General features: G+C 42.5%; 24 protein-coding genes and 1 pseudogene. 13 read left to right on the forward strand and 12 right to left on the reverse strand.

The features are described 5' to 3' along the window. Positions 1-179: 179 nt before the first annotated feature. The gene (locus tag AC5JL8_RS30635) at positions 180-1232 is read right to left on the reverse strand and encodes a hemerythrin domain-containing protein (protein ID WP_495883445.1); all 1053 of its coding nucleotides are present in this window, start codon (positions 1230-1232) and stop codon (positions 180-182) included. Positions 1233-1498: 266 nt separating this feature from the next. Between AC5JL8_RS30635 and AC5JL8_RS30640 the strand changes: the two genes are divergently transcribed. The 4 genes from AC5JL8_RS30640 (at position 1499) to AC5JL8_RS30655 (ending at position 3567) form a co-directional block, all read left to right on the forward strand. After that, positions 1499-2239 (forward strand): LmeA family phospholipid-binding protein, encoded by a 741-nt coding sequence (locus tag AC5JL8_RS30640; RefSeq protein WP_495883446.1) that lies wholly within the window; start codon positions 1499-1501, stop codon positions 2237-2239. Positions 2240-2256: 17 nt separating this feature from the next. After that, positions 2257-2799, forward strand: coding sequence for a DUF2231 domain-containing protein (locus AC5JL8_RS30645; RefSeq protein ID WP_495883447.1), 543 nt, complete (start codon positions 2257-2259; stop codon positions 2797-2799). Between the two features lie 146 nt (positions 2800-2945). Continuing rightward, on the forward strand, positions 2946-3356 hold the full coding sequence (locus AC5JL8_RS30650) for a ribosomal maturation YjgA family protein (RefSeq protein ID WP_495883448.1): 411 nt from the start codon (positions 2946-2948) through the stop codon (positions 3354-3356). Beyond that, entirely contained in the window at positions 3340-3567 is a 228-nt protein-coding gene (locus AC5JL8_RS30655) for a DUF167 domain-containing protein (protein WP_495883449.1), read from the forward strand. Before AC5JL8_RS30650 ends, AC5JL8_RS30655 begins: the two co-directional genes overlap by 17 nt. An 87-nt stretch (positions 3568-3654) precedes the next feature. Here the strand turns inward: AC5JL8_RS30655 and AC5JL8_RS30660 are convergent, their stop codons facing one another. Beyond that, positions 3655-4266, reverse strand: a complete 612-nt coding sequence (locus AC5JL8_RS30660) for a glutathione S-transferase family protein (protein WP_495883450.1) — start codon at positions 4264-4266, stop codon at positions 3655-3657. Positions 4267-4468: 202 nt separating this feature from the next. On the opposite strand from AC5JL8_RS30660, the pseudogene AC5JL8_RS30665 reads away from it, so the two are divergent. The 5 genes and pseudogenes from AC5JL8_RS30665 (at position 4469) to AC5JL8_RS30685 (ending at position 7894) form a co-directional block, all read left to right on the forward strand. Further along, positions 4469-5169: pseudogene (locus AC5JL8_RS30665) on the forward strand (SOS response-associated peptidase). Between the two features lie 195 nt (positions 5170-5364). After that, entirely contained in the window at positions 5365-5886 is a 522-nt protein-coding gene (locus tag AC5JL8_RS30670) for a photosystem I assembly protein Ycf3 (protein ID WP_495883451.1), read from the forward strand. An 85-nt stretch (positions 5887-5971) separates the two neighbouring features. Then, complete coding sequence (gene gatC / locus AC5JL8_RS30675; protein ID WP_495883452.1) at positions 5972-6262, forward strand: Asp-tRNA(Asn)/Glu-tRNA(Gln) amidotransferase subunit GatC; 291 nt, start codon at positions 5972-5974, stop codon at positions 6260-6262. 164 nt (positions 6263-6426) lie between these two features. Then, positions 6427-7395 carry a glutathione S-transferase family protein gene (locus AC5JL8_RS30680; RefSeq protein WP_495883739.1) on the forward strand — a complete coding sequence of 323 codons (969 nt, stop codon included), beginning with the start codon at positions 6427-6429 and terminating at the stop codon, positions 7393-7395. 31 nt (positions 7396-7426) lie between these two features. Then, on the forward strand, positions 7427-7894 hold the full coding sequence (locus AC5JL8_RS30685; protein WP_495883453.1) for a GNAT family N-acetyltransferase: 468 nt from the start codon (positions 7427-7429) through the stop codon (positions 7892-7894). A 175-nt stretch (positions 7895-8069) separates the two neighbouring features. Here AC5JL8_RS30685 and AC5JL8_RS30690 read toward each other — a convergent pair whose 3' ends face one another. After that, positions 8070-8525 (reverse strand): GFA family protein, encoded by a 456-nt coding sequence (locus AC5JL8_RS30690; RefSeq protein ID WP_495883454.1) that lies wholly within the window; start codon positions 8523-8525, stop codon positions 8070-8072. A 266-nt stretch (positions 8526-8791) separates the two neighbouring features. Continuing rightward, positions 8792-10141: a 3-phosphoshikimate 1-carboxyvinyltransferase gene (aroA, locus tag AC5JL8_RS30695; RefSeq protein ID WP_495883455.1), complete on the reverse strand. Its 1350-nt coding sequence runs from the start codon at positions 10139-10141 to the stop codon at positions 8792-8794. A gap of 468 nt (positions 10142-10609) precedes the next feature. Here aroA and AC5JL8_RS30700 point away from each other — a divergent pair, with 468 nt between their 5' ends. Then, positions 10610-11122, forward strand: a complete 513-nt coding sequence (locus AC5JL8_RS30700; RefSeq protein ID WP_495883456.1) for a hypothetical protein — start codon at positions 10610-10612, stop codon at positions 11120-11122. 213 nt (positions 11123-11335) lie between these two features. Here AC5JL8_RS30700 and AC5JL8_RS30705 read toward each other — a convergent pair whose 3' ends face one another. Further along, positions 11336-11920 carry a thioredoxin family protein gene (locus AC5JL8_RS30705; protein WP_495883457.1) on the reverse strand — a complete coding sequence of 195 codons (585 nt, stop codon included), beginning with the start codon at positions 11918-11920 and terminating at the stop codon, positions 11336-11338. Positions 11921-12492: 572 nt separating this feature from the next. Here AC5JL8_RS30705 and AC5JL8_RS30710 point away from each other — a divergent pair. Beyond that, a complete protein-coding gene (locus tag AC5JL8_RS30710) occupies positions 12493-12675 on the forward strand; it encodes a hypothetical protein (RefSeq protein WP_495883458.1) in 183 nt (60 codons plus the stop codon). A 15-nt stretch (positions 12676-12690) separates the two neighbouring features. Here AC5JL8_RS30710 and AC5JL8_RS30715 read toward each other — a convergent pair whose 3' ends face one another. The 5 genes from AC5JL8_RS30715 to AC5JL8_RS30735 form a co-directional block, all read right to left on the reverse strand. Then, positions 12691-13431 (reverse strand): M50 family metallopeptidase, encoded by a 741-nt coding sequence (locus tag AC5JL8_RS30715; RefSeq protein ID WP_495883459.1) that lies wholly within the window; start codon positions 13429-13431, stop codon positions 12691-12693. A gap of 243 nt (positions 13432-13674) precedes the next feature. Beyond that, positions 13675-14535 carry a double zinc ribbon and FHA domain-containing protein gene (locus AC5JL8_RS30720; protein WP_495883460.1) on the reverse strand — a complete coding sequence of 287 codons (861 nt, stop codon included), beginning with the start codon at positions 14533-14535 and terminating at the stop codon, positions 13675-13677. A 141-nt stretch (positions 14536-14676) separates the two neighbouring features. After that, complete coding sequence (pgl, locus tag AC5JL8_RS30725) at positions 14677-15399, reverse strand: 6-phosphogluconolactonase (RefSeq protein ID WP_495883461.1); 723 nt, start codon at positions 15397-15399, stop codon at positions 14677-14679. A gap of 431 nt (positions 15400-15830) precedes the next feature. Continuing rightward, on the reverse strand, positions 15831-16574 hold the full coding sequence (rph, locus tag AC5JL8_RS30730) for a ribonuclease PH (RefSeq protein ID WP_495883462.1): 744 nt from the start codon (positions 16572-16574) through the stop codon (positions 15831-15833). Positions 16575-16739: 165 nt separating this feature from the next. After that, positions 16740-17453: an adenylate kinase family protein gene (locus tag AC5JL8_RS30735; protein WP_495883463.1), complete on the reverse strand. Its 714-nt coding sequence runs from the start codon at positions 17451-17453 to the stop codon at positions 16740-16742. Positions 17454-17808: 355 nt separating this feature from the next. Here AC5JL8_RS30735 and AC5JL8_RS30740 point away from each other — a divergent pair, with 355 nt between their 5' ends. Further along, complete coding sequence (locus tag AC5JL8_RS30740) at positions 17809-18345, forward strand: P-loop NTPase family protein (protein WP_495883464.1); 537 nt, start codon at positions 17809-17811, stop codon at positions 18343-18345. Positions 18346-18430: 85 nt separating this feature from the next. Then, a complete protein-coding gene (dcd, locus tag AC5JL8_RS30745) occupies positions 18431-19000 on the forward strand; it encodes a dCTP deaminase (protein WP_495883465.1) in 570 nt (189 codons plus the stop codon). 254 nt (positions 19001-19254) lie between these two features. Here dcd and AC5JL8_RS30750 read toward each other — a convergent pair whose 3' ends face one another. Beyond that, a complete protein-coding gene (locus AC5JL8_RS30750; RefSeq protein WP_495883466.1) occupies positions 19255-19404 on the reverse strand; it encodes a DUF433 domain-containing protein in 150 nt (49 codons plus the stop codon). A 100-nt stretch (positions 19405-19504) separates the two neighbouring features. Next, on the reverse strand, positions 19505-20227 hold the full coding sequence (thyX, locus tag AC5JL8_RS30755; protein WP_495883467.1) for an FAD-dependent thymidylate synthase: 723 nt from the start codon (positions 20225-20227) through the stop codon (positions 19505-19507). Between the last annotated feature and the right edge of the window lie 184 nt (positions 20228-20411).

Consider the following 20411-nt stretch of genomic DNA (forward strand, 5'->3'; position numbering starts at 1 on the left):
CGGGAGCGTGAAAGCCCACTTCTTTTGGGCGTGGGATGAAACACGACTTGGCAGCTAATCGCACCATTAATCTACCTAGTTTTTTGATTGACGATAAGCAAAGACTCCCAACACCTAGATGTTGGGAGCCTGCAATTTTAACTAACCTTTGCTAATCTCTAGAGAAGGCTAAAAGCGTTCTACGCATTTGCTTCGCTAACTACACCAAGTCTTTGTTGAATTCGGGTCTTAGCAGCTTTGAATTCGGTAGCCCATTGTTCAGTTTGCTCAGAACTCAAGTTGTTGCGAATAGCAGCAAACATTGTGCTTTCTTCTTGACGAATATGATCGCCAACGGCATCCATCAACTGTCTGATTTTATCTTTGAATTGATCTGAAGAGGGGCTAATAGCCTGAATTTCCTCTAACATCCGCTTCATTTCGGCTTGCTCGTCAAACAGTTCTTGTGTATCGCCCTCGCCGTAGAAAGCCCGTACTCTTGGGTAAACTACTTCTTCTTCAGCTTCAGAGTGAGCGGTTAGATCCTTGTAGATTTGACCAAAATACTCTTGGATCTTTTGTGGGTCGTCGCTTTGCAATAGTTCGGTGAACAGAGTATTTACCTTGTTGTGATCCAACCGGATAACATCTTGGATGTTCAGATCTTGTTTGTCACTGCTTTGGGTAACAGCACTACCTACCACGCCGCTGAATGCTGCCATAGCATCTTGAACCCGTGCCCAGATACCTTGATCTGCATCTTGTCCAGTTAGCTCACGAACACCCAAAATCTCCAAAACGCCTTTAAGTTGCTCTTGGTGAGCGCGGTTCTCGAAGTTAACGGCGTTGAGAGGCCCGATCGCTAGCATTACGTCAGCGCCAACTTTTTGGGCAGCTTTGTGAACTAACAAACCGCTCATGGTTTGTTGATGCTTCAGCAATTCATGCTGAGATACTTTTTCGTACAGGCTTAGTTCGGAACCTTGAAACAATTGCCGAGCTGTTTCAATCATTTGTTGAACACTTTGTTTTGGTTCAGCTTGGATACCATACTGACCAATTGCTGTTTCAATAATGCCCAGATTTTTTTCGTCATCTTTGAGGAAATCGCGGAGGCGATCAGCAATTTCACTATCAAGACCTTGACTCAAAAGCAGTTGTTCATTTTCGATAATCAACTGTTGGAGGGCCTTCATATTTGCCAATTTAACGGCAATTGCATTGCGTTTAGCATCATCTAAACTAGCTACCATTTTATGTTCTCCTCAAAAAAGTGTTCGTATTTGTCACTAATCTCAAGTTTGCATATTGCTGAGTATTCTTCCCTCTTTCTTTTGAGTGATTGCTTTCGCAACTCAAGATAGAAACTTAAAAAAATGATTCATAAATTCTTACTTCTACATTTAGATAGACAAGTATTAAATATTTACTCCATCGCCAGATAGATAAATTTTTGATGTCGATTTTCTAGATTGACTCAAAGGTAGCCAAAGATAGTCAAAGCGGAGATTAAGTCATAATGTCAGAAAGTCCTGGACTAGGAGAGCAAGCGCTGAATAAAGCAGCCGAAATAGGATTATCTAGCCAGTTGGATGCAGTAGAAAATTTAGATGTCGATATTAAAACTGATCCGCTCAAACTGGTTCAAGGACAAGTGGATTCAGTAACGATTGAAGGCAAAGGTTTGGTGATGCAAAAAGACCTCCGAATGGAGGAAATGCAAATGCAGACAAATAGCGTCGCTATTAATCCCATGAGTGTTGCCTTTGGCAAAATTGAACTTACTAAACCTACTGTAGGAACTGCGCGGGTTGTTTTAACCGAAGCTGATATTAACCGCGCCTTTAACTCGGAATATGTCCGTTCCCAACTTCAAAATCAGAAAATACAGATCGACGGACAACCGATGTCAATTGCACCCCAAAATGTAGAATTCCGTTTACCTGGGGAGGAAAAAGTTGCAATCAATGCCAACATATTGTTAGTAGAAATTGGCGAAACTCGCCAAGTTGATTTTTCGGCAGTACCCCGTGTCAGCCCTGACGGAAAAACGGTTTCTTTGGAAAATGTCGAGTATGGTCAAGGTGAAGAAATATCGCCAGAACTCACAAAAGCTTTGATAGATCAAACGAGTGAACTTTTGAATCTGAGTAACTTTGACTTGGATGGAATGAGCTTGCAAGTTAAGAGTTTAGAGGTAGAAACAGGCAAACTCATCCTCCAATCGCAAGCTTATGTTGAGCAAATTCCTTCAGCTTAAATTTAGGGTAGTAAATAATGGAAACTACAGAAACAACCTCGACACCTTTTCCTAATATTCCGCCAATTATTGAAAGTGACGACAGAGAGTATCTTGATAGTGGTGTACCCAGCACAGTGGCGATCGCTGGACATCCCTTACACCCTTTGACTGTCATCTTCCCCATAGCCTTTTTAGCCGCCGCCTTAGGAAGCGACTTCGGCTACTGGTTAACCAATGATTTCTTCTGGGCCAGGGCTTCGTTATGGTTAATCGGACTCGGGTTGGCTGGAGGTGTCATAGCTGCAATAACCGGGATGAGTGACTTTTTAAGAATTGAACGAGTCCGCAAGCGCACCGCAGGTTGGGCGCACATGATTCTTAACGTCTCTATCTTGGTTTTAACACTTGTCAATTTTCTGCTTCGTCTGGGTAACGCTGAATCACGCATCTTACCTTGGGGACTGTTAATCTCCCTGATTGTCGGTACACTGACTAGCATTTCTGGATGGTTTGGTGCTGAACTCTCTTATCGCCACAAAATTGGTGTAGTGGGTGCTGGTAGCAAAAGATATCCCTAAATCACAAAAGCCAGAGGGCAGAGGGCAGAAGGAATACTGCTATCTGCATCTGACTACGAAGTTGTGAGATTTTGCATAATGCAAAAGCAACTGAAAAAATATCGGTGCCAAGGCTAAAATTTTCCTTAGTTTATAGCCTGGAAAAAATGCTCCGCAACCGTAACCAAACAATCTATATCATTTTTTCTTTGCTCATCGTGATAGCGATGGGCTTTTTATTTAAATACTACTCTGGGCCTGCTCACCAATGGTTTAATGACTATGGAGCAGCTGTATTTTACGAAATCTTTTGGTGTTTATTTGCATTTTTGTTTGCCAGGAGTCGGGCAGCAGTCAAGCAAATTCCTATTTGGGTTTTTATCATCACCTGTATACTCGAATTTTTGCAGCTTTGGCATCCACCATTATTGAAAGAGATTCGCGCTACATTGATAGGTAAATGGTTACTTGGTACTACCTTTGTTTGGTGGGATTTTCCACATTATCTGTTGGGTTGTGTTTTAGGTTGGCTATGGCTACGAAAATTACAAGGAATAAGTAATGCAAAAAAAAGTTAAGGTTAAACCTAATTCAAAACAACAAAAAATTGAAGAACAAACCGATGGTAGTTTGAATATACATTTAAAATCTCCTCCAGTAGACGGTAAAGCAAATGAAGAGCTAATTAAACTACTAGCAGAAAAATTTGATGTACCCAAATCTCATATCCAAATTAAATCAGGTATGACCTCTCGACAAAAGCTAGTGGAAATTGATACAGATATCTAGTGTTAAATTAGTGAACAGTGGTCAGTTAACAGTTAACACCTTTAACTTGATAACTGTTAACTGACCATTGTTGTTAAAATAATTTTGTTACTCTTGTTGAATGCTGATATATCCTGGCTGAGATTTGACTCGTTCAATCCAAGCTTGAATAGCAGGAAATTGTGTCATATCAAACCCGCCTTCATGGGCTACATGAGTGTAAGCAAACAAAGCAATATCAGCGATCGTATAACGTTCACCTACAAAAAAAGTGTGAAAGGTTAATTGGTTCTCCATCACCTTTAATGCTGCATAGCCCGGTTCCCGTCTTTGTTTGATAGCTTCCTGATTTTCCTCAGACTTACCTAAAATAGAAATCAAAAATCTTGATGTTGCGATAAAAGGTTCATGGCTATATTGTTCAAAAAATAACCATTGCAAAACTTGGGCTCGCAAAAATCGGTCATAGGGTAGAAATTCTGTTCCTTCGCTTAGATATACCAATATGGCATTTGATTCTGCTAAGTATTTCCCTGGTTCAATTTCCAAAAGTGGAATTTTACCGTTAGGATTTTTACTTAAAAATTCGGGTGTTCGAGTCTCGCCTTTGGTGATGTTTACTTCTATCCTTTCAAAGGGCATCCCAATTTGTGTTAATAGAAGACGTATCTTGTAGCCATTGCCTGAAGGTAAAAAATCGTACAGCCGCAGCGTTTCCATGCCAAAAAATATAATAAAGAATATGTGAGAAGGGAGGGTTCAAAATACAATATCTTACCAAATGATTTTCCAAAAACCGGATATTTTTTGCTTTCTATTCAACATCTTAGAAAGAAATAGAATTATCTGAAGAAATAAAAAAAGTATTCTTTAATTCTCATATTTAAATGTTTAATTTTAATCCGTGGTCGGAGATAAAAGTATGTGTGGAAGATTTACTTTAAATCAAGCAGCAGCAGTATTAGCGCAAGCTTTCGATGTAGAAGCGGTTCCGAACTTAGAGGCGCAATATAACATTGCACCTACGCACATGGTAGCAACTGCTTTACATAACCTCGAAAGCAATAAACGTGAATTTCAATATTTACGTTGGGGGTTAATCCCCTCATGGGCAAAAGACCCAACTATAGGGGCAAAACTGATCAATGCTAGGGCAGAAACCGTTGTTGAAAAGCCATCTTTCCGTTCAGCTTTTAAACACAGACGCTGTTTAGTGCTAGCTGATGGCTTTTATGAGTGGCAACGACAAGCAAGCAAGAAGCAGCCATTTTATTTTCGTGTGCAAGATGGGCAACCCTTTGCCTTTGCAGGTTTGTGGGAAAAATGGCGATCGCCTTCAATAGAGGAAATAGTTTCTTGTACAATTTTGACAACGGCAGCCAATAAATTACTGCAACCAATCCACGATCGCATGCCAGTAATTCTGTCTCCCGACGATTACAATTTGTGGTTAGACCCGGAAGTGCAAACTCCTGATGTATTACAGCAGCTATTGCGTCCTTATCCAGCCGAAGCGATGACTAGCTACCCGGTTAGCACTTTGGTAAACAAACCGCAGCATAATACCCCAGAGTGTATTATGCCGATGAGCGAGAAGAATGCCTCATAAATCAGTTAAATTAGCTATTGAGTATACCGATTGCAAAAATAATCAGTGAATAAAATTTGCGGTTACCCCTTTTGCTTTCCTTTGCTCAGAAGGGAAAATAGGGGTGTTCCGTCTGTGCCCACAAGACCTAAAGAATATTAATCGCGTCCTCCTCCACAAGAGATGGGGGCATTTTTGAGCCAATAGCTGCAATCTCAATAGAGGCGAATATGCCAAGAACACAGAAAAACGATAACTTTATTGACAAATCCTTTACAGTGATGGCAGATATCATTCTCAAGATACTGCCAACTAACAAAAAAGCTAAAGAAGCATTTGTTTATTACCGAGATGGCATGACGGCCCAGGCAGACGGCGAATATGCTGAAGCTTTAGAATGCTACGAAGAAGCCCTAACATTAGAGGAAGACCCCAACGATCGCAGCTATATCCTCTACAATATGGGGCTGATTTATGCCAGCAACGGCGATCACAACAAAGCTTTAGAATTGTATCACCAAGCAATTGAGATTAACCCACGTCTACCTCAAGCCTTGAACAACATCGCCGTGATTTATCACTACCAAGGCGAAAAAGCTAAAGAAGCTGGAGATAATGACGGGGGTGAAGCCCTGTTAGACCAAGCAGCAGACTACTGGGTGAGAGCTATTCGCATGGCTCCTAATAACTATATCGAAGCTCAAAACTGGCTGAAAACCACCGGGCGATCGCAAACTGACGTATTCTTTTAGCTAATTAGTCAGTGGTCAGTCGTCAATTATGAGTAATAAATTGATTTCTGACCATTGACTATTGACCATTAACTACTGACAAACCATGATTGATCGTGAGCAAGTTCACAAAGTGGCTCTCCTCGCTCGTTTAGAATTGACACCAGAAGAGGAAGAGCAATTCACTACCCAATTGGGAAGTATTTTAGATTATGTCCAACAGCTAAGTGAATTAGATGTCAGTGATGTGCCCCCAACAACACGGGCAATTGATGTCAGCAACGTCACACGAGAGGATGAGTTGCAACCCTATCCTGACCGAGAAGCCATCCTCAACGGTGCGCCTGAACAGGAAGGCGATTTTTTCAAAGTACCAAAAATTCTTAATGCTGAATAGTCAGAATAATTCGTAATTATTACCCCATGATTGTAGGGGTTTAGCAATGCTAAACCCTTATGATTACTCAAAATTAATCAATTCAAAAATTTCTTGATTTTTTATTTTGCATTTTGAATTCAAAAAAGGTCATTAGCCAATGGCTAACGAATCAGGAGGTAATTATGGGTTTGGGAATCCTCAAAGATGGTCAGTGGATAGCTGAAAGAAATCAAGAAGACTTAGATGGGAAATTTATTCGTCCCTCAACAACTTTTCGCAATCAAATTACAGCGGATGGCTCAAGTGGATTTAAAGCTGAACCAGGACGATATCATCTTTATATTTCTTGGGCTTGTCCTTGGGCCTGTCGCACCGCAATTCTCCGCCAGTTAAAAGGTTTGACAGATACCATTGGCTTATCGGTAGTTGGCGCGGAAATTGATCAAAATAGCTGGGAATTTGTTGATGAACCAGGAGCGATTCCTGATACAGTCAACGGTACTCAATATCTCTGGCAAATTTATCTCAAGGCTGATCCTAATTACAGTGGGCGGGTGACAGTTCCAGTTTTATGGGATACCCAAAAACATACAATTGTTAATAATGAATCCCGCGAAATCATCCGAATGTTTGATACACAATTTGATGATTTCGCTAAAAAAAATGTCAACTTCTATCCTCAAGATTTGCAAAAAGTAGTTGACGAAACGATTGATGCAATTTATCAACCAATTAATAACGGTGTCTACCGTGCAGGATTTGCTACTACTCAGTCTGCTTATGATGAAGCGGTAACAGAATTATTTACTGCTCTCGATTACTGGGAAGAAGTATTAGGTAAGCAACGCTATCTGTGTGGAAATCAAATTACTGAAGCAGACTGGTGTATGTTTACTACCTTGTTTCGCTTTGATGCAGTTTATTATGTGCATTTCAAATGCAACATCCACCGAATTGTCGAGTATCCTAATCTGTGGAATTATCTTAAAGAACTCTACCAACTGCCGGGAGTCAAAGAAACTTGTAATCTAGACCACATCAAAAGGCATTATTACAAAAGCCATCCCAAGGTTAACCCCACCCGCATTGTGCCAAAAGGCCCTGTAATTAATTTTGATGAACCACATAATCGCGCTCAACTAAAGGCTTGAGCGCATGAATTTTGTCTAGCAAATTAAGGAGATGAGTCGATTGCAAATTCGTGAAGATGACCTGACAGGTAAAAAGATCGCTGACCTTCTGCGGGAACATCTCGAAAATATGCATGAGATTACCCCGCCCCAAAGCGTTCATGCTCTTGATTTAGAGGCATTGCGCTCGCCAGATATTACTTTCTGGACGGCTTGGGAGGGCGATGAATTACTCGGATGTGGAGCATTGAAAGAACTAGATTCAAGAAGTGGTGAAGTCAAATCAATGCGTACCGCCAAGGCTCACCGTCGTAAGGGTATCGCCTCAAAGATGCTTGAACACATAATCAAAGAAGCCGAACGGCGTGCTTACGATTGCCTGAATTTGGAAACAGGGGCAATTCCAGAGTTCGCCCCAGCACGAGCCTTATACACACGGTATGGGTTCGAGTACCGAGGCCCCTTCGCTGACTACATTAATGACCCGAACAGCGTATTTATGACGAAAAAGCTCGCTTGATTCGCCCAAAGAAATTGGCATATTTCTTGGAAATCTTGCAATAACGCCCAAAAATCTCTTGTACAAAATTTTACTGTACATCCTCCAGTCTGGAGTGAATGAACAAATACTTTGCTGTAGATCCACTCATAGGAGAGTAATCGCTTACAAAAATACAAATGTTAAAGCTAAAAATTTATGAATGCTGTTGTGTCCATTTGTCCCATAAAAGATGCATATCATCTGGTTGCCCGTCGTAGTTAAGCATCTCGTCCCAAATCGTTACCCATGTCTGGGCGCTGCGTGTCCAAACGTTGCCAACTGGACGTAACTTTGTTGTATCATCTAACGTCCCAGCTTTAACGTTGATAGTATCACGGCTGTAAGTCCGCTCATGAAATAACCGCGTTCCGCACTCACCGCAGAATAGATTTTTTACTTCACGTCCGCTATCAGCTTTACGAATCCAAGCTTTTGGCTGTCCTTGAGTAATAACCACAGCATCTCGTCCTACAGTCAATGACATCCCAAAGGCACTAGAGAATTGTTTTTGACACTCTTTGCAATGGCACAGGTAGAGAGTTAAAGGTTGGGCATGAATTTCGTAACGAATCTCCCCGCATTGACAACCCCCAGTATATGGAAGACTCACAAATTTTCTCTCCTTGAGAATTAGTTATTACTCTGTGTAACTAAGGCTATCTCAATTTTGAAACAGATTTTAGCAAAATGTTAAGGAATATTTCGCTAACAGTTGAGATTGATTGTCCAGAAGGTGAAACACCCGTGGAGTGGATGTTGCTCACCACGGAAATTATTGCAGATATCCAAATTCCAAACATCCTCTAAAAATAAATTCCCAGATTGTGTCTGGGAATGTGAGCAAGAGGCGAAATTGTGAGTTATTTATCCAGAACGTTAATTAATAATTTCTGTCAAGGACTGAAAGAAACCTGGGTAAGAAATAGCAGCCGCTTCTGCGCGGTGAATGGTAGTGATCCCAGTGGCAACCAGAGCCGCGATCGCTAAACTCATAGCAATGCGATGATCTGTATGGCTATCAACATCAGTACCCGCCAAGGGAGTACCGCCAGTAATTTCCATACCATCGGGTAGTTCAGTGACTTGTGCCCCCATTTTATTGAGTTGCTGCGCCATGACAGTAATGCGATCGCTTTCTTTGACTCGCAACTCGGCTGCATCCCGAATGATTGTTGTTCCTTGGGCAAATACCGCCGCTACTGCCAAAATCGGAATTTCATCAATCATTCTGGGTACGATATCCCCGGCAATGATGCAGCTTTTTAAGTTACTGGAACGCACCCGTAAATCTGCCACTGGTTCACCAGCTACTTCTCGCTGATTTTCCAGTTGAATATCTGCTCCCATGAGTTCTAAAGCTTCCAAGATCCCAGTCCGGGTGGGATTAACGCCGACATTTTCTACCACCAATTCTGAACCAGGGACAATTGCCCCAGCCACTAACCAAAAGGCAGCTGAACTGATATCCCCTGGTACGATTACCTTTTGCCCATACAGTTGAGCAGGCCCGGTAATAGTAACGCTGTTGGTTTCTGGGTCAACGCTGAGGTCTGCACCAAACGCCCTGAGCATTCTTTCACTATGGTCGCGGGAAAGAGCGGGTTCGGTAACGGTAGTTTTTCCTTCGGTTGCTAAACCAGCAAGGAGAATGCAGGATTTTACTTGGGCAGAGGCAATGGGGGAGTAGTAGTGAGTGGGTTTTAGGGCTTGTCCTTGAATCGCTAGCGGTGCTAAAGAATTGTCTTTACGCCCCCAGATGTGGGCCCCCATTTGTTGCAAAGGTTTAACAACGCGGGACATGGGACGCGATCGCAAAGAACTATCACCAGTTACAGTAAAAAAGCGCCCTCGATGAGATGCCAAAAGTCCCAACATCAGCCGCAATGTTGTGCCAGAGTTACCAGCATTCAACACATCAACTGGTTCTTGCAAATTTCCCAGACCAATACCTTTAACCCGTACTAATTCTGTATTTAGTTCCGAAATTTCTGCACCCAAAGCTTGAAAACAGCTAGCAGTGCTACGGGGGTCTTCTCCTAACAGAAGTCCTTGAATCTCGGTTTCACCTTGGGCTATGGCACCCAACATTAAAGCACGGTGGGAGATAGATTTATCTCCTGGTACTCGGATACGACCTTGCAAGGATAACCCCAAGGGAGGTCGCTGAATAATTAACTTATGCGAAAGGTCTTGTTGCGTTTCTACGGTTATAACAGCAGCCGACATTAGGATACACTGGCTTTTGAATATACCGGAAGTTATAAGCGACTTCATTTGCCGCTGCTATTGACTTCCTTCCTAGTATGGTATCGCCTTTTGCTCCTTGAAACTTAATCAAATCTACCAAAAGTAAATTTGATGTTCAGTTATTGCTGTTCTATTCCTGCCAAAAGCCACGAAAACAGGAGTTTTTTGTATCTTCCCAGACTTCCGTTGTATTAAATCTATCATCTGAGATTTTTTACGAAATATTTACCTACTTGTCTTTCGGATTAGCTGTCTCAAGAAAAACTGTAGTTTTAGCTTTCTAAATTCGCATCTACTTCTTTTCATTTTTATTGATTTAGATTACCAAATAAGCAGATTCAGTTAATATCTAAGCATGTTTTACTGTTTAATTGCTTAGACTGATCTGCTAGATACCCAGGTGTTGTATTTCGTTTCATTCAATAGCTTTTAGCCCTTATCGCTCCCATGCTGACCCATCACCGCAAGCCCGTGTGCTTATCACTTATTTCCACTGACCTACCAGTTTGGTCTGTTGTGGAAACTGCCGGGACATTGTATCAAAAAGATACTGACCGATTTCATTTACTTTTGACTGCTCCGCCCTTAATTAGCTGTGAAGTAGCGAGTTCCATAACTCCAGAGGACACGCTTCCCCACAAAAGGAATAATGCTTATGCCCCCAACAGTCCTAGAATTTTATGGTTGGAGATTTCTCCTTACCGGGTAATCATGACCATGCAAGGTAACGGTCAAGTTAGTTATCGTCACTTCTGGGAACAAGGCGTTTATGGAATTAGCCGTTATTGGCTACCTACTGAATCATTGCAACCTAATGAGCCTATACGCCTGCGTAATTTTACTACCGCTATGACACTCAGCGGCAAGTCTCTACCAGAGCATTTACGCCTAGAATATGAATTGTGGGCAGATAAAGTCCAATTAGGACACTATATCCTCAACTTAGAAATTAAACACTAATAGCAAAGTTACATTCACCCCCGCTAAATTCAGAAGTTATGGTGGGGGTGAATTTTTAGTACCGCTGTGCAGAATTAAAAAGTTAAAATAGCCTAGAACAGTTACTCGTTAGGCATTTATAAAAAGCTTCTATTCTAGGCTTTTGAGATTCTTTTAGATGAGATTCTATTGTCGCTATGTAATAAATAAAAACTCTTAATCCAAATCTGAAAATCAAGAATTGGTATAACTGGGTTCGTTCCCAGGTTTCCACTTGATATTGCATCCAATACTTGGCTTTTGCTCATCTTGCACAGGTTTACCCGCTAGCACCGCTTCAATAGCAGCACGTAAATCTGCACCCGTTACGGGTTTGCCATTACTAGGGCGGCTATCATCCAATTGTCCACGATAAACTAGTTTGCGTGCGCCATTAAATACAAAAAAGTCAGGTGTACAAGCTGCTGTGTAAGCCTTTGCTGTCTCTTGAGTTTCGTCGTAGCATAGAGGAAATTGCAACCCTAGTTCTGTCGCCATCTCCTTTAACAATTCTGGTGCATCATCTGGATAATTTTTCACATCATTGGCGCTAATGGCAACAATTCCTAAATCACTGTTGAAGTAATCTTTCCCCAGCAGTGCTAATTGTTCTTTGATATGCTTCACAAACGGGCAATGTCGACAAATGAACATTACCAGTAGTGCTTTTTTGTCTGCAAAGGTAGACAACGAAATTGTCTTGAAAGATACCACTTCTGGTAGATGAAAATCTGGTGCAATAGTGCCTAAAGGCAACATTGTAGAAGCAGTTAAAACCATAATTTATCTAATACTTTTACCCTAAAAATTTCTGGTGCAATAAGTTAAGTTCAACATACCATTAAACTCTTATAAATATAGAGACGAGCGATACCTCGTCTCTGCATTTGTTAAACAAATTTAAAATAACTAATTACAGCAAATTTCAGGTAATTGAACCACAAGTTGCAGTAAAAGGGACATGAAGTGATTGTTTGATTAGATGCCAGTAGCTTACTCAGGAGATTTGCGTCGTCGTGTGGTTGAAGCGTGGGAAGCCAAGGAAGGATCACAGCGGCAGTTAGCTCAAAGATTCAAGGTTAGCTGATCATTTGTACGAAATCTAGTGCGTCAGTATCGGGTAAATGGACAAATAGAAGCAAAACGGCGTGGGGGATACCAAAAACCCACAATTAGTCACGAACATCTCAGCATTATCCAATCTTTGGTTAAGGGTAAAAATGATTTGTTGCTAAGAGAATTATGCGTAGGCGTAGCCCGCCGCAGGCATCGCTTCGCGGAAATTACACAGATAAGAACGAGTATTTTTACTACGAATTGCCATTTAATCGGTTGGTGCAAAAGTAAAATTTTTGCATCCTTACTCCCCAGATTTATCACCAATAGAGCTTTGTTGGTCTAAACTCAAGCAATTTTTTCGTTCTTGTGAGGCACGTACCGAGAAACCACTTAATCAGGCAATGGCTCTTGCAGTAAATTACATTACTGAAGATGATGCCTTTGGTTGGTTCAATTACTGTGGTCTATTTACCTGAAAATCGCTGTAATTATTAATGACGATAAGCGACGCGGAGACTTTGAATTAAAATTACCAAAGATGCGATCGCCATCAACCCACCCCAAAACCAGTAAGGTAAAAGCAAATACCGCTGCATTTGTGCTGTATCCGAAAGTCCTAGAGGGCCTGCACTGTAGCTAAATAAATAATCGAGTTGATGGTATGTACTCACGCAAGCTTGCACGCCTAGAAATTGAACGCCAAACCCCTGCACCCAGCGAGGAGCTTTCAGGGCAATACCCAGGATAATTAAACCTAGTAGGGGAATTGCCACAAACCCAAACAAGGAACGTACCCAAATTAATGTTGATAGCAGCAAAACACTCCCCAGTATTTTCAAACTCAGGGAAGCTGCTTTAAAACTGCGGGAAGCCAGAATCAAAGCTGCGCCAGCAATCGGCGGCCCCATTGGGCCTGCGGCTGCAACTAACGCCGGGCCAATTGGCCCTAATGTCAACGCGATGCGATAACTTGCTACACCAGAACCATTGCTAAAAATCTGTAATTGCTGAAACTGTCCCCCCAATACCAGCGCCATCAAGCCGTGACCCATTTCGTGAAACCAAGTTGCTAGGATAGTAAACGGGTATAAAATATAATCACCTCCCGGCACTTGCCACAGCAAAGTAGTAGCGATCGCTGCGGCAATCAGCCAGGTTAGCCCCATTCGTTCTACTTCTGGGGGAGCTTCTTGGGGGAGCAAGTTTTCAAAACCTTTTCCTGGTTCCCTCATGGGTCACTTTCCTTAACGTAATTACCTCAACGGCTTGAGTGTAGTTTAATCCATCCTAGCTTGAAAAAGTATTGAGTGCTGAGTGCTGAGTATTGAGTAATAATTTCTCCCCTTGTCCCCTTGTCTCCTTGTCCGCTTCAAGCGACGACGGAAAACCAAGCTACTTTACAGAATGACTATGGTTTTCCGTCACTGGTGCATTGCGGATGATGGGGTTCATCCTCAACAGTTATTGGGTATTAGCTAAGAGACTTGAAACAGGAATGTCATTAAGTCTCCCTTACCCAAACTAATGCGATCGCCTGGTCGCAAGCGGTGGCGATTTCCTGGTAGTAACGGCAAATTGTTGATGTATGTGCCATTGGAACTACCGACATCTTCTATATAATGAGCGTCTCCCTCAACGCGAATATCTGCATGAATCCGCGAGACAATTTCCGAATTGGGAAATCCTGAAACATCCACATCTGGGGGAATACGGTCATTAGGCTTACCAATGTGAATCACAGACAGCGTTTGTGGCAATTCAATGTCTCTGTCGGTTTGGACGTGGAATAACCGCGCTGTTATCTGCTGTAATTGCGTCCTGGAAGCACTGGCGGGTGGTGTTGCTGCTACTGGTTGGGGTGCAGTCGCTGGTTCCGGTTCAGGTGCGGCCACTGGTTCTGGTGGTGGTGTAGGAGTTCCTTGCCCAGAAACTATAATTTGAGCAGCAACCGTTGGCTCTGGCTCTGGGGGGTTGCTTTCTGGGGCTACCTGTGGGGAAACTGCCACTGCTGTCGGTGGTAAAGGTGAAACAGCAGGGGGATTGGGGCTGGCGAGTCCCAAGGGATCTGGTTGTAACAGTTCTAAAATCGGGTCAGGGGTAACTAACGGCGGTACTTCTAGAGGAACATCGGGAGCGACAGTTGCTGCTACCGCTGTTGCAGCCGTGGACGCACTAGAGCGCAGGTTATGACCACACTGACCACAGAAAGCGGCATCTGCCTGCACAGTGGCCCCACAATTGGGACAGTTATTAGTCGCTGGTAACGGCGTATAACATGCTTCACATTGGACAGCGCCGTCTGGGTTGGGGTGATTGCAATTAGGGCAGACGATCATGGATTTAAGCCTTTGTTCAAGCTCATCTTAAAATATTACTGGCAAGCAGAGAGAATTCCGAATAGCGAAAACCGCTGCTCGGAAGTTCGGCAGAGGAGCAACTCTAGCTTTCGATTCTAACAAGTACTCCTGATGGATAAATTAGGATTGTAGTTCCAAACCCGCAGCTGCATCCAGCAGCCACCAAAGCTCTCCTTGGGGTCGAATCAAGCGAGATGGGTAAGTGAAGTCATCAGCTACAGGTGCAAATACTTGCGCTAAAGCTGGTCGTTTATTAGCACCTGCAACAACAAAAATCACGCTATGAGCCGAGTTGATGAATGGGTAGGTAAAAGTGATGCGGATGCTGCTGTCTTTATTACCTACGGTAATTAGGCGATCGCTGACTTTTAATGCTTCTGTGTGTGGAAACAAAGATGCCGTATGTGCATCATCACCCATTCCTAGCAACACTACGTCCAAAGCCGGAAAATTTCCGGGTGCAGAGTGGAAAAATTCTTGTAGATGTTGTTCATACTTAGTAGCTGCAACTGTGGGGTCAGCTTCTAAAGTTGGGATGGCGTGAATGTTAGCGGCTGGGATATCAACGCGATCCAGCCATGCACGACGCGCCATCAGTTCATTGCTATCAGGATGATCTGGTGGCACATAACGTTCATCGCCCCAGAACACATGAATTTTATCCCAAGGCAGTTTTTGATTAGCGATCGCTTCGTACAACGGCTTAGGTGTACTCCCACCAGATAAGGCGATCGTAAATCGCCCCCGCTGCTCAATAGCAGTATCTATCTTAGACAGGATCAAGTCTAGCGCCCGTGCAATCAGCGCTGCCTGATCTGGTAGAACTTCAACCGTTTTGTTCATGGCTTCATCATCATTTTGCCTGCTTCCAGCAATACAATACCCAACTTATTGCAATCCTCCTTTTTAACTTTTGAAACTTTTAACATCAATATTGGGCATGGGGCATTGGATGAAGAGGACAAGGAGCATGGGAGATAGGGGGACAAGGAGCAAGAGTTAATCATAGTTCTTTCCCCTTGTCCACCTGTGTCAACTTAAGCTTATATAGCTTCACGCTTGGCCTTCTCACCCGCCTGGGAATTTATTCCCAGGCTAATAGCTAAAGTCTACTTTAGTAGACTCAAGATTTTAGGGAATATATAGTCATCTGAAGATGACTTTTGCTATAAGCAAGGAACTGAAGTTCCTTGTGGGACAACGGTTTTGCGTTAAGTTGACACCAATGCCCCTTGTCTTCCCTGCTCCCTGCCCAATGCCCCATGCCCCATTCCCTAATCTCCACCAAACAGTACATCCCAATCGACGATCGCATTTCGTTGCGCGATTAACAATTGCTGTATTCCTTTTTCTGCGAAATCTAACAACTGATTCAATTGGCTGCGGCTAAAGCTGCCTTCTTCCCCGGTTCCTTGAACTTCAATAATTCCCAAATCTTGATTCATCACGACGTTGAGATCAACTGTGGCAGCTACGTCTTCGATATAGTTCAAATCTAAAAATGGTTCTCCCTGCAATAACCCGACGGAGACCGCCGCTACCTGTCCACACAGTGGCGATCGCGTCAATGCTCCCTGCTGCAATAATTTAGAAATCGCATTAGCTAAAGCTACAAACGAGCCTGTAATTGCCGTTGTCCTGGTTCCTGCGTCTGCTTGCAATACATCGGCATCCACAGTCAGTGTGCGTTCTCCCAATGCCTCGAAATTTATTGCTGCCCTTAAGCTGCGTCCAATCAACCGTTGAATTTCTTGCGTCCGTCCGGACAATTTTAACAATTCTCTTTCTTGGCGTTGTAGCGTGGCACTTGGTAGCATTCGATATTCAGCAGTCAACCAACCCTTGCCAGTTCCTGCTAAAAACTTAGGCACTCCCTCATTGACGCTGACGGTACATAGTAATTGAGTATCACCACATTTTGCCAGCACAGAACCGGGAGCAAAACGCGTAAATTCGGTGTGAAAGCTGATGGGACGGAGTTGGTAGGGATGTCGACCATCTGGACGCTGCCAAACCATTGGTGTTGCCTCAAAATTTTTATATAGAATACTGCCTTAAGGTTACCTTAGTGTCGTAATCTATCTAGACAACTTATTTACGAATCAAACCCCGCAGTTAAAAGATGAACTGTGAAATATAAACTAAATATCGAAGGTTAATCATTAGAAGAACTGCATATTTTCTTAAGGAATTGAAAGCAGATTCAGAATGTTCTGCTCTACCATCTCTGGTATCTGGTCACCATTGATAGTCAACAAACGGCGGCGACGGTCGTAATATTCCAGAATTGGAACGGTGCGATCGTAGAATAACTCTATACGCCGCTGTACAATTTCCGGTTGCTCATCTGGAAGAGAACGTCCCAAACAGCGAGTAACCATAATAGCTTCTGGTACTTGTAAATAAATTGCCCAGTCTAACTTTTGCTGTAAATAGTCCAATAAAAAATCCAATTCTTCTGCTTGGAACGCAGTACGAGGATAGCCTTCCAAAAGCCAACCAGATTCGACATCAAGCTGTGTGAGTTGTAGCCGAATCAACTCAATCATCATTTCATCCGGAACTAGCTCTCCTTTTTGTACGTATGGCTTTGCATAGCGTCCAAAATCACATAAGTTAGCATTAATCCATAGACGCGGGGCCTCTTCCCGTAAGGGTAGCGGTGATGCAGCCGCAGCCCTGGTGGTTTCCGTCGGTTGCGTTCGCGTAGCGTCTTTGAAGGAGTTACTGCCAAACCCGTTCGTCGAAGACGTTCCCGAAGGGTAGGGCGAGTCAACAGACATCGCTTCTCGTAGAATTTCACCTGTAGAAATCTTAGGAATATCAAACTGTCTACAAAGCCTGTGTGCTTGAGTGCTTTTCCCAGATCCTGAACCTCCCAGAATCACCAATCTCACAACAATTCACTCCTCATCCTGTCACATTCACTACTTTCTAACTCTGTTTTGCCCAAACAGACTAGAAATCTAACATCTGCTGATTTTTAGCTATTAAAGTCGGCTTTTTTGATAATTTTGAACTGTTAGTTACGTGTTCTCCTGTTTACGACTACTTGCATTTACAAGAAATAAATGGCAATATCATTAACTCTTGACTTCAGCACAAACCTAGTGATTGACTAAGATTGACTAAGAATGCATCTTACCCAATCCACCAAATTTGTAAAAAATATATTGATTATACAGGTAGATTTTTGATAGCTAGTTTCAGCAAAAGTTCTTAAATTATTTGTAACATTACGAACTTACCCTTATGATTGCCCAGCTAGACACCCCAAGTGTAAATTCGACCCCGAACCTACCATATCCTTTAGAAGGACTAGTGCAAGTTTTCACTAGCTCTCACCGTAACTTTTTTACTAGTGTTATGGCACAAGCACTGAGAATTGCCGGTCAAGGGACATCAGTGTTAGTGGTACAGTTCCTCAAAGGCGGGATTCGCCAAGGACATGAACGACCCATGCAAATGGGACAAAATTTAGATTGGATTCGTTGTGATATTCCCCGTTGCATCGATACACCACAGCTAGACGACACGGAAAATGAAGCTTTACAAAAGCTGTGGCAACATACACAAAAAGTAGTATTTGAAGGTAAGTATTCTCTTGTCGTCTTAGATGAGTTAAGTTTAGCGATTAACTTTGGTTTAATCCCAGAAACCGAAGTTTTAGCATTTTTGGCAAAACGCCCTCCCCATGTCGACATCATCCTCACCGGGCCCGAAATGCCGAAATCTCTTCTAGATGTGGCAGACCAAATTACCGAAATTCGTCGCAGCCATCGTCCGTAAATAATGTGTCAGTTCACGATATCCTATTATTTCTGTGTGAATTACCTGTGAATCTGTGATTAAGAACGATATTTGGATTACGGAAATGGCTAAGAAGGGTATGATTTCGCCCTTTGAACCAAGTTTAATCCGCAAAGTGCAACAAAACCCAGAGATAGGGACAAAACCAGTAATCAGCTATGGTCTGTCTTCCTATGGCTACGATATCCGTCTTTCCTCGAATGAGTTCCGCATTTTTCGTCACATTCCGGGGACTGTAATTGATCCCAAAAATTTTAATCCTCAAAATCTAGAATCAACGCCACTTCATACAGATAGCAACGGCAGTTACTTTATCTTGCCCGCCCACTCCTATGGTTTGGGTGTTGCCCTAGAAAAACTAGAAGTTCCAAATAATATCACTGTGATTTGCATTGGCAAATCTACGTATGCACGTTGTGGAATAATAGCAAATTTAACTCCTGCTGAAGCGGCATGGAGAGGTCATCTGACCCTAGAATTTTCTAATTCTTCTAGTGCCGACTGTCGCATCTACGCTAATGAAGGAGTTGTGCAGTTGCTGTTTTTAGAAGGCGAACCCTGCGCTATAAGTTACGAAGCCCGTCAAGGTAAATATCAGGATCAATTAGAAATTGTGACGTTAGCTAAAGTCTAATTTTTGAATTTTGAATTAGCACAGCGACTAGTACAATGCCTTACGAAACGGTAATTACGAATTATGAATTAGAAATTACAAATTCCGCGCAGCGGTACTAGGGTGCTAATCTCGCTAAAGGGCTTCTTCAACTTTTTGCTCAGGAGATTTTCGTCAAGCAGAATTAGCACAAGTAATTTGCTCCTGATTCAGCATTGCTTTTGCAATTATCTCCAATACTTGTAAAACCTGAGTTTGTAAATGTGGAAAATCTGTCAAAAATTCTGCGAAACCTGCTTCACCTTCCAAATAGTCGAAAAAGTTTGCAATGGCACTCTTGTTCCTACAAACACAGGAGTTCCACTCATGATATCTGGATCAAAGTAAATAATTCGGCGATCGCTTAGAACTTTTTGAATATCCATCGTCGCGTAACCAGTATTTAAATATAAGTCTAATACATATAAGCCTAAACCCTGATTTTGGCTCTTGAGTTAGTTTATCCATCGTACAATTACCTTATTTTCAAGGTGCTAATCTCGCTTTACCCAGACGAGACTTTTCATACCATTCTGCGATCGCTGGAACCCAATCTGCAAAATGAGGCCACATCATTTCGCATAACTTTTGAATTTCAAGTTGAGCGTCTTTCTTGTTTCTTAAGTCACAAAAATGCAAGAAAGACCTTAAATTAAAACTCACTACAAAATGCTGGCGATAATCAAAAGGCATTTTACCTCTTGCATGTTCCTCAGACATACCCGCTTCAAAGTCAGCTTTGTAGCGCTTGGCTGCTTCAAAACACCACTCTAAATCTGAGGCTCTTTGCTCTGGTGAATAGTAATACTTTTTGCCTTGTCTATCAGTGTAATAACCAACAGGACGCAGATAAAAAACATCTTCGATGTCTTTCTTTCCCTCTACTACATCAATGAATTGGTTACCAGTATACCTAAAAGATTGGACATCGAATGATACACTAATACGGTGAGTACGGGCCTGCTGCATCACACTGTGGGGAAAGTAGCCACAGTTGAAGACTATCTGGGGATGCTCTAAAGGCCCATAATGTCCCCTCTCTCCTGCTAAAAGTCGCTTGACAATAATTTCGCCACATTGTGACTCCGAGGGCCACGAGTCTCGTTCGTCAAACACGAACCCCTCTGTATAGTCTTGGTGCATGGCGGCATAAATCACCTGCTGAGGGTTTGGTGTTTTGGTAATAACCTCTACTCGGAATCGCTGCATGACTGATTTAGGACTGATTGGAGCCTGTTTGTTAGATATCGCTATGCGATCAATTCACCATCATATCTCTTAGACTTCATCTTCAGCAGACGAATTGAGTTTACAAAATTTAATGATGCATTACACTTCGTTACATAGTGATTCATAACGGGCGGAAACTGACACAAGAGGGGTAAATCTGGCT

This window comes from Mojavia sp. (assembly GCF_059505145.1).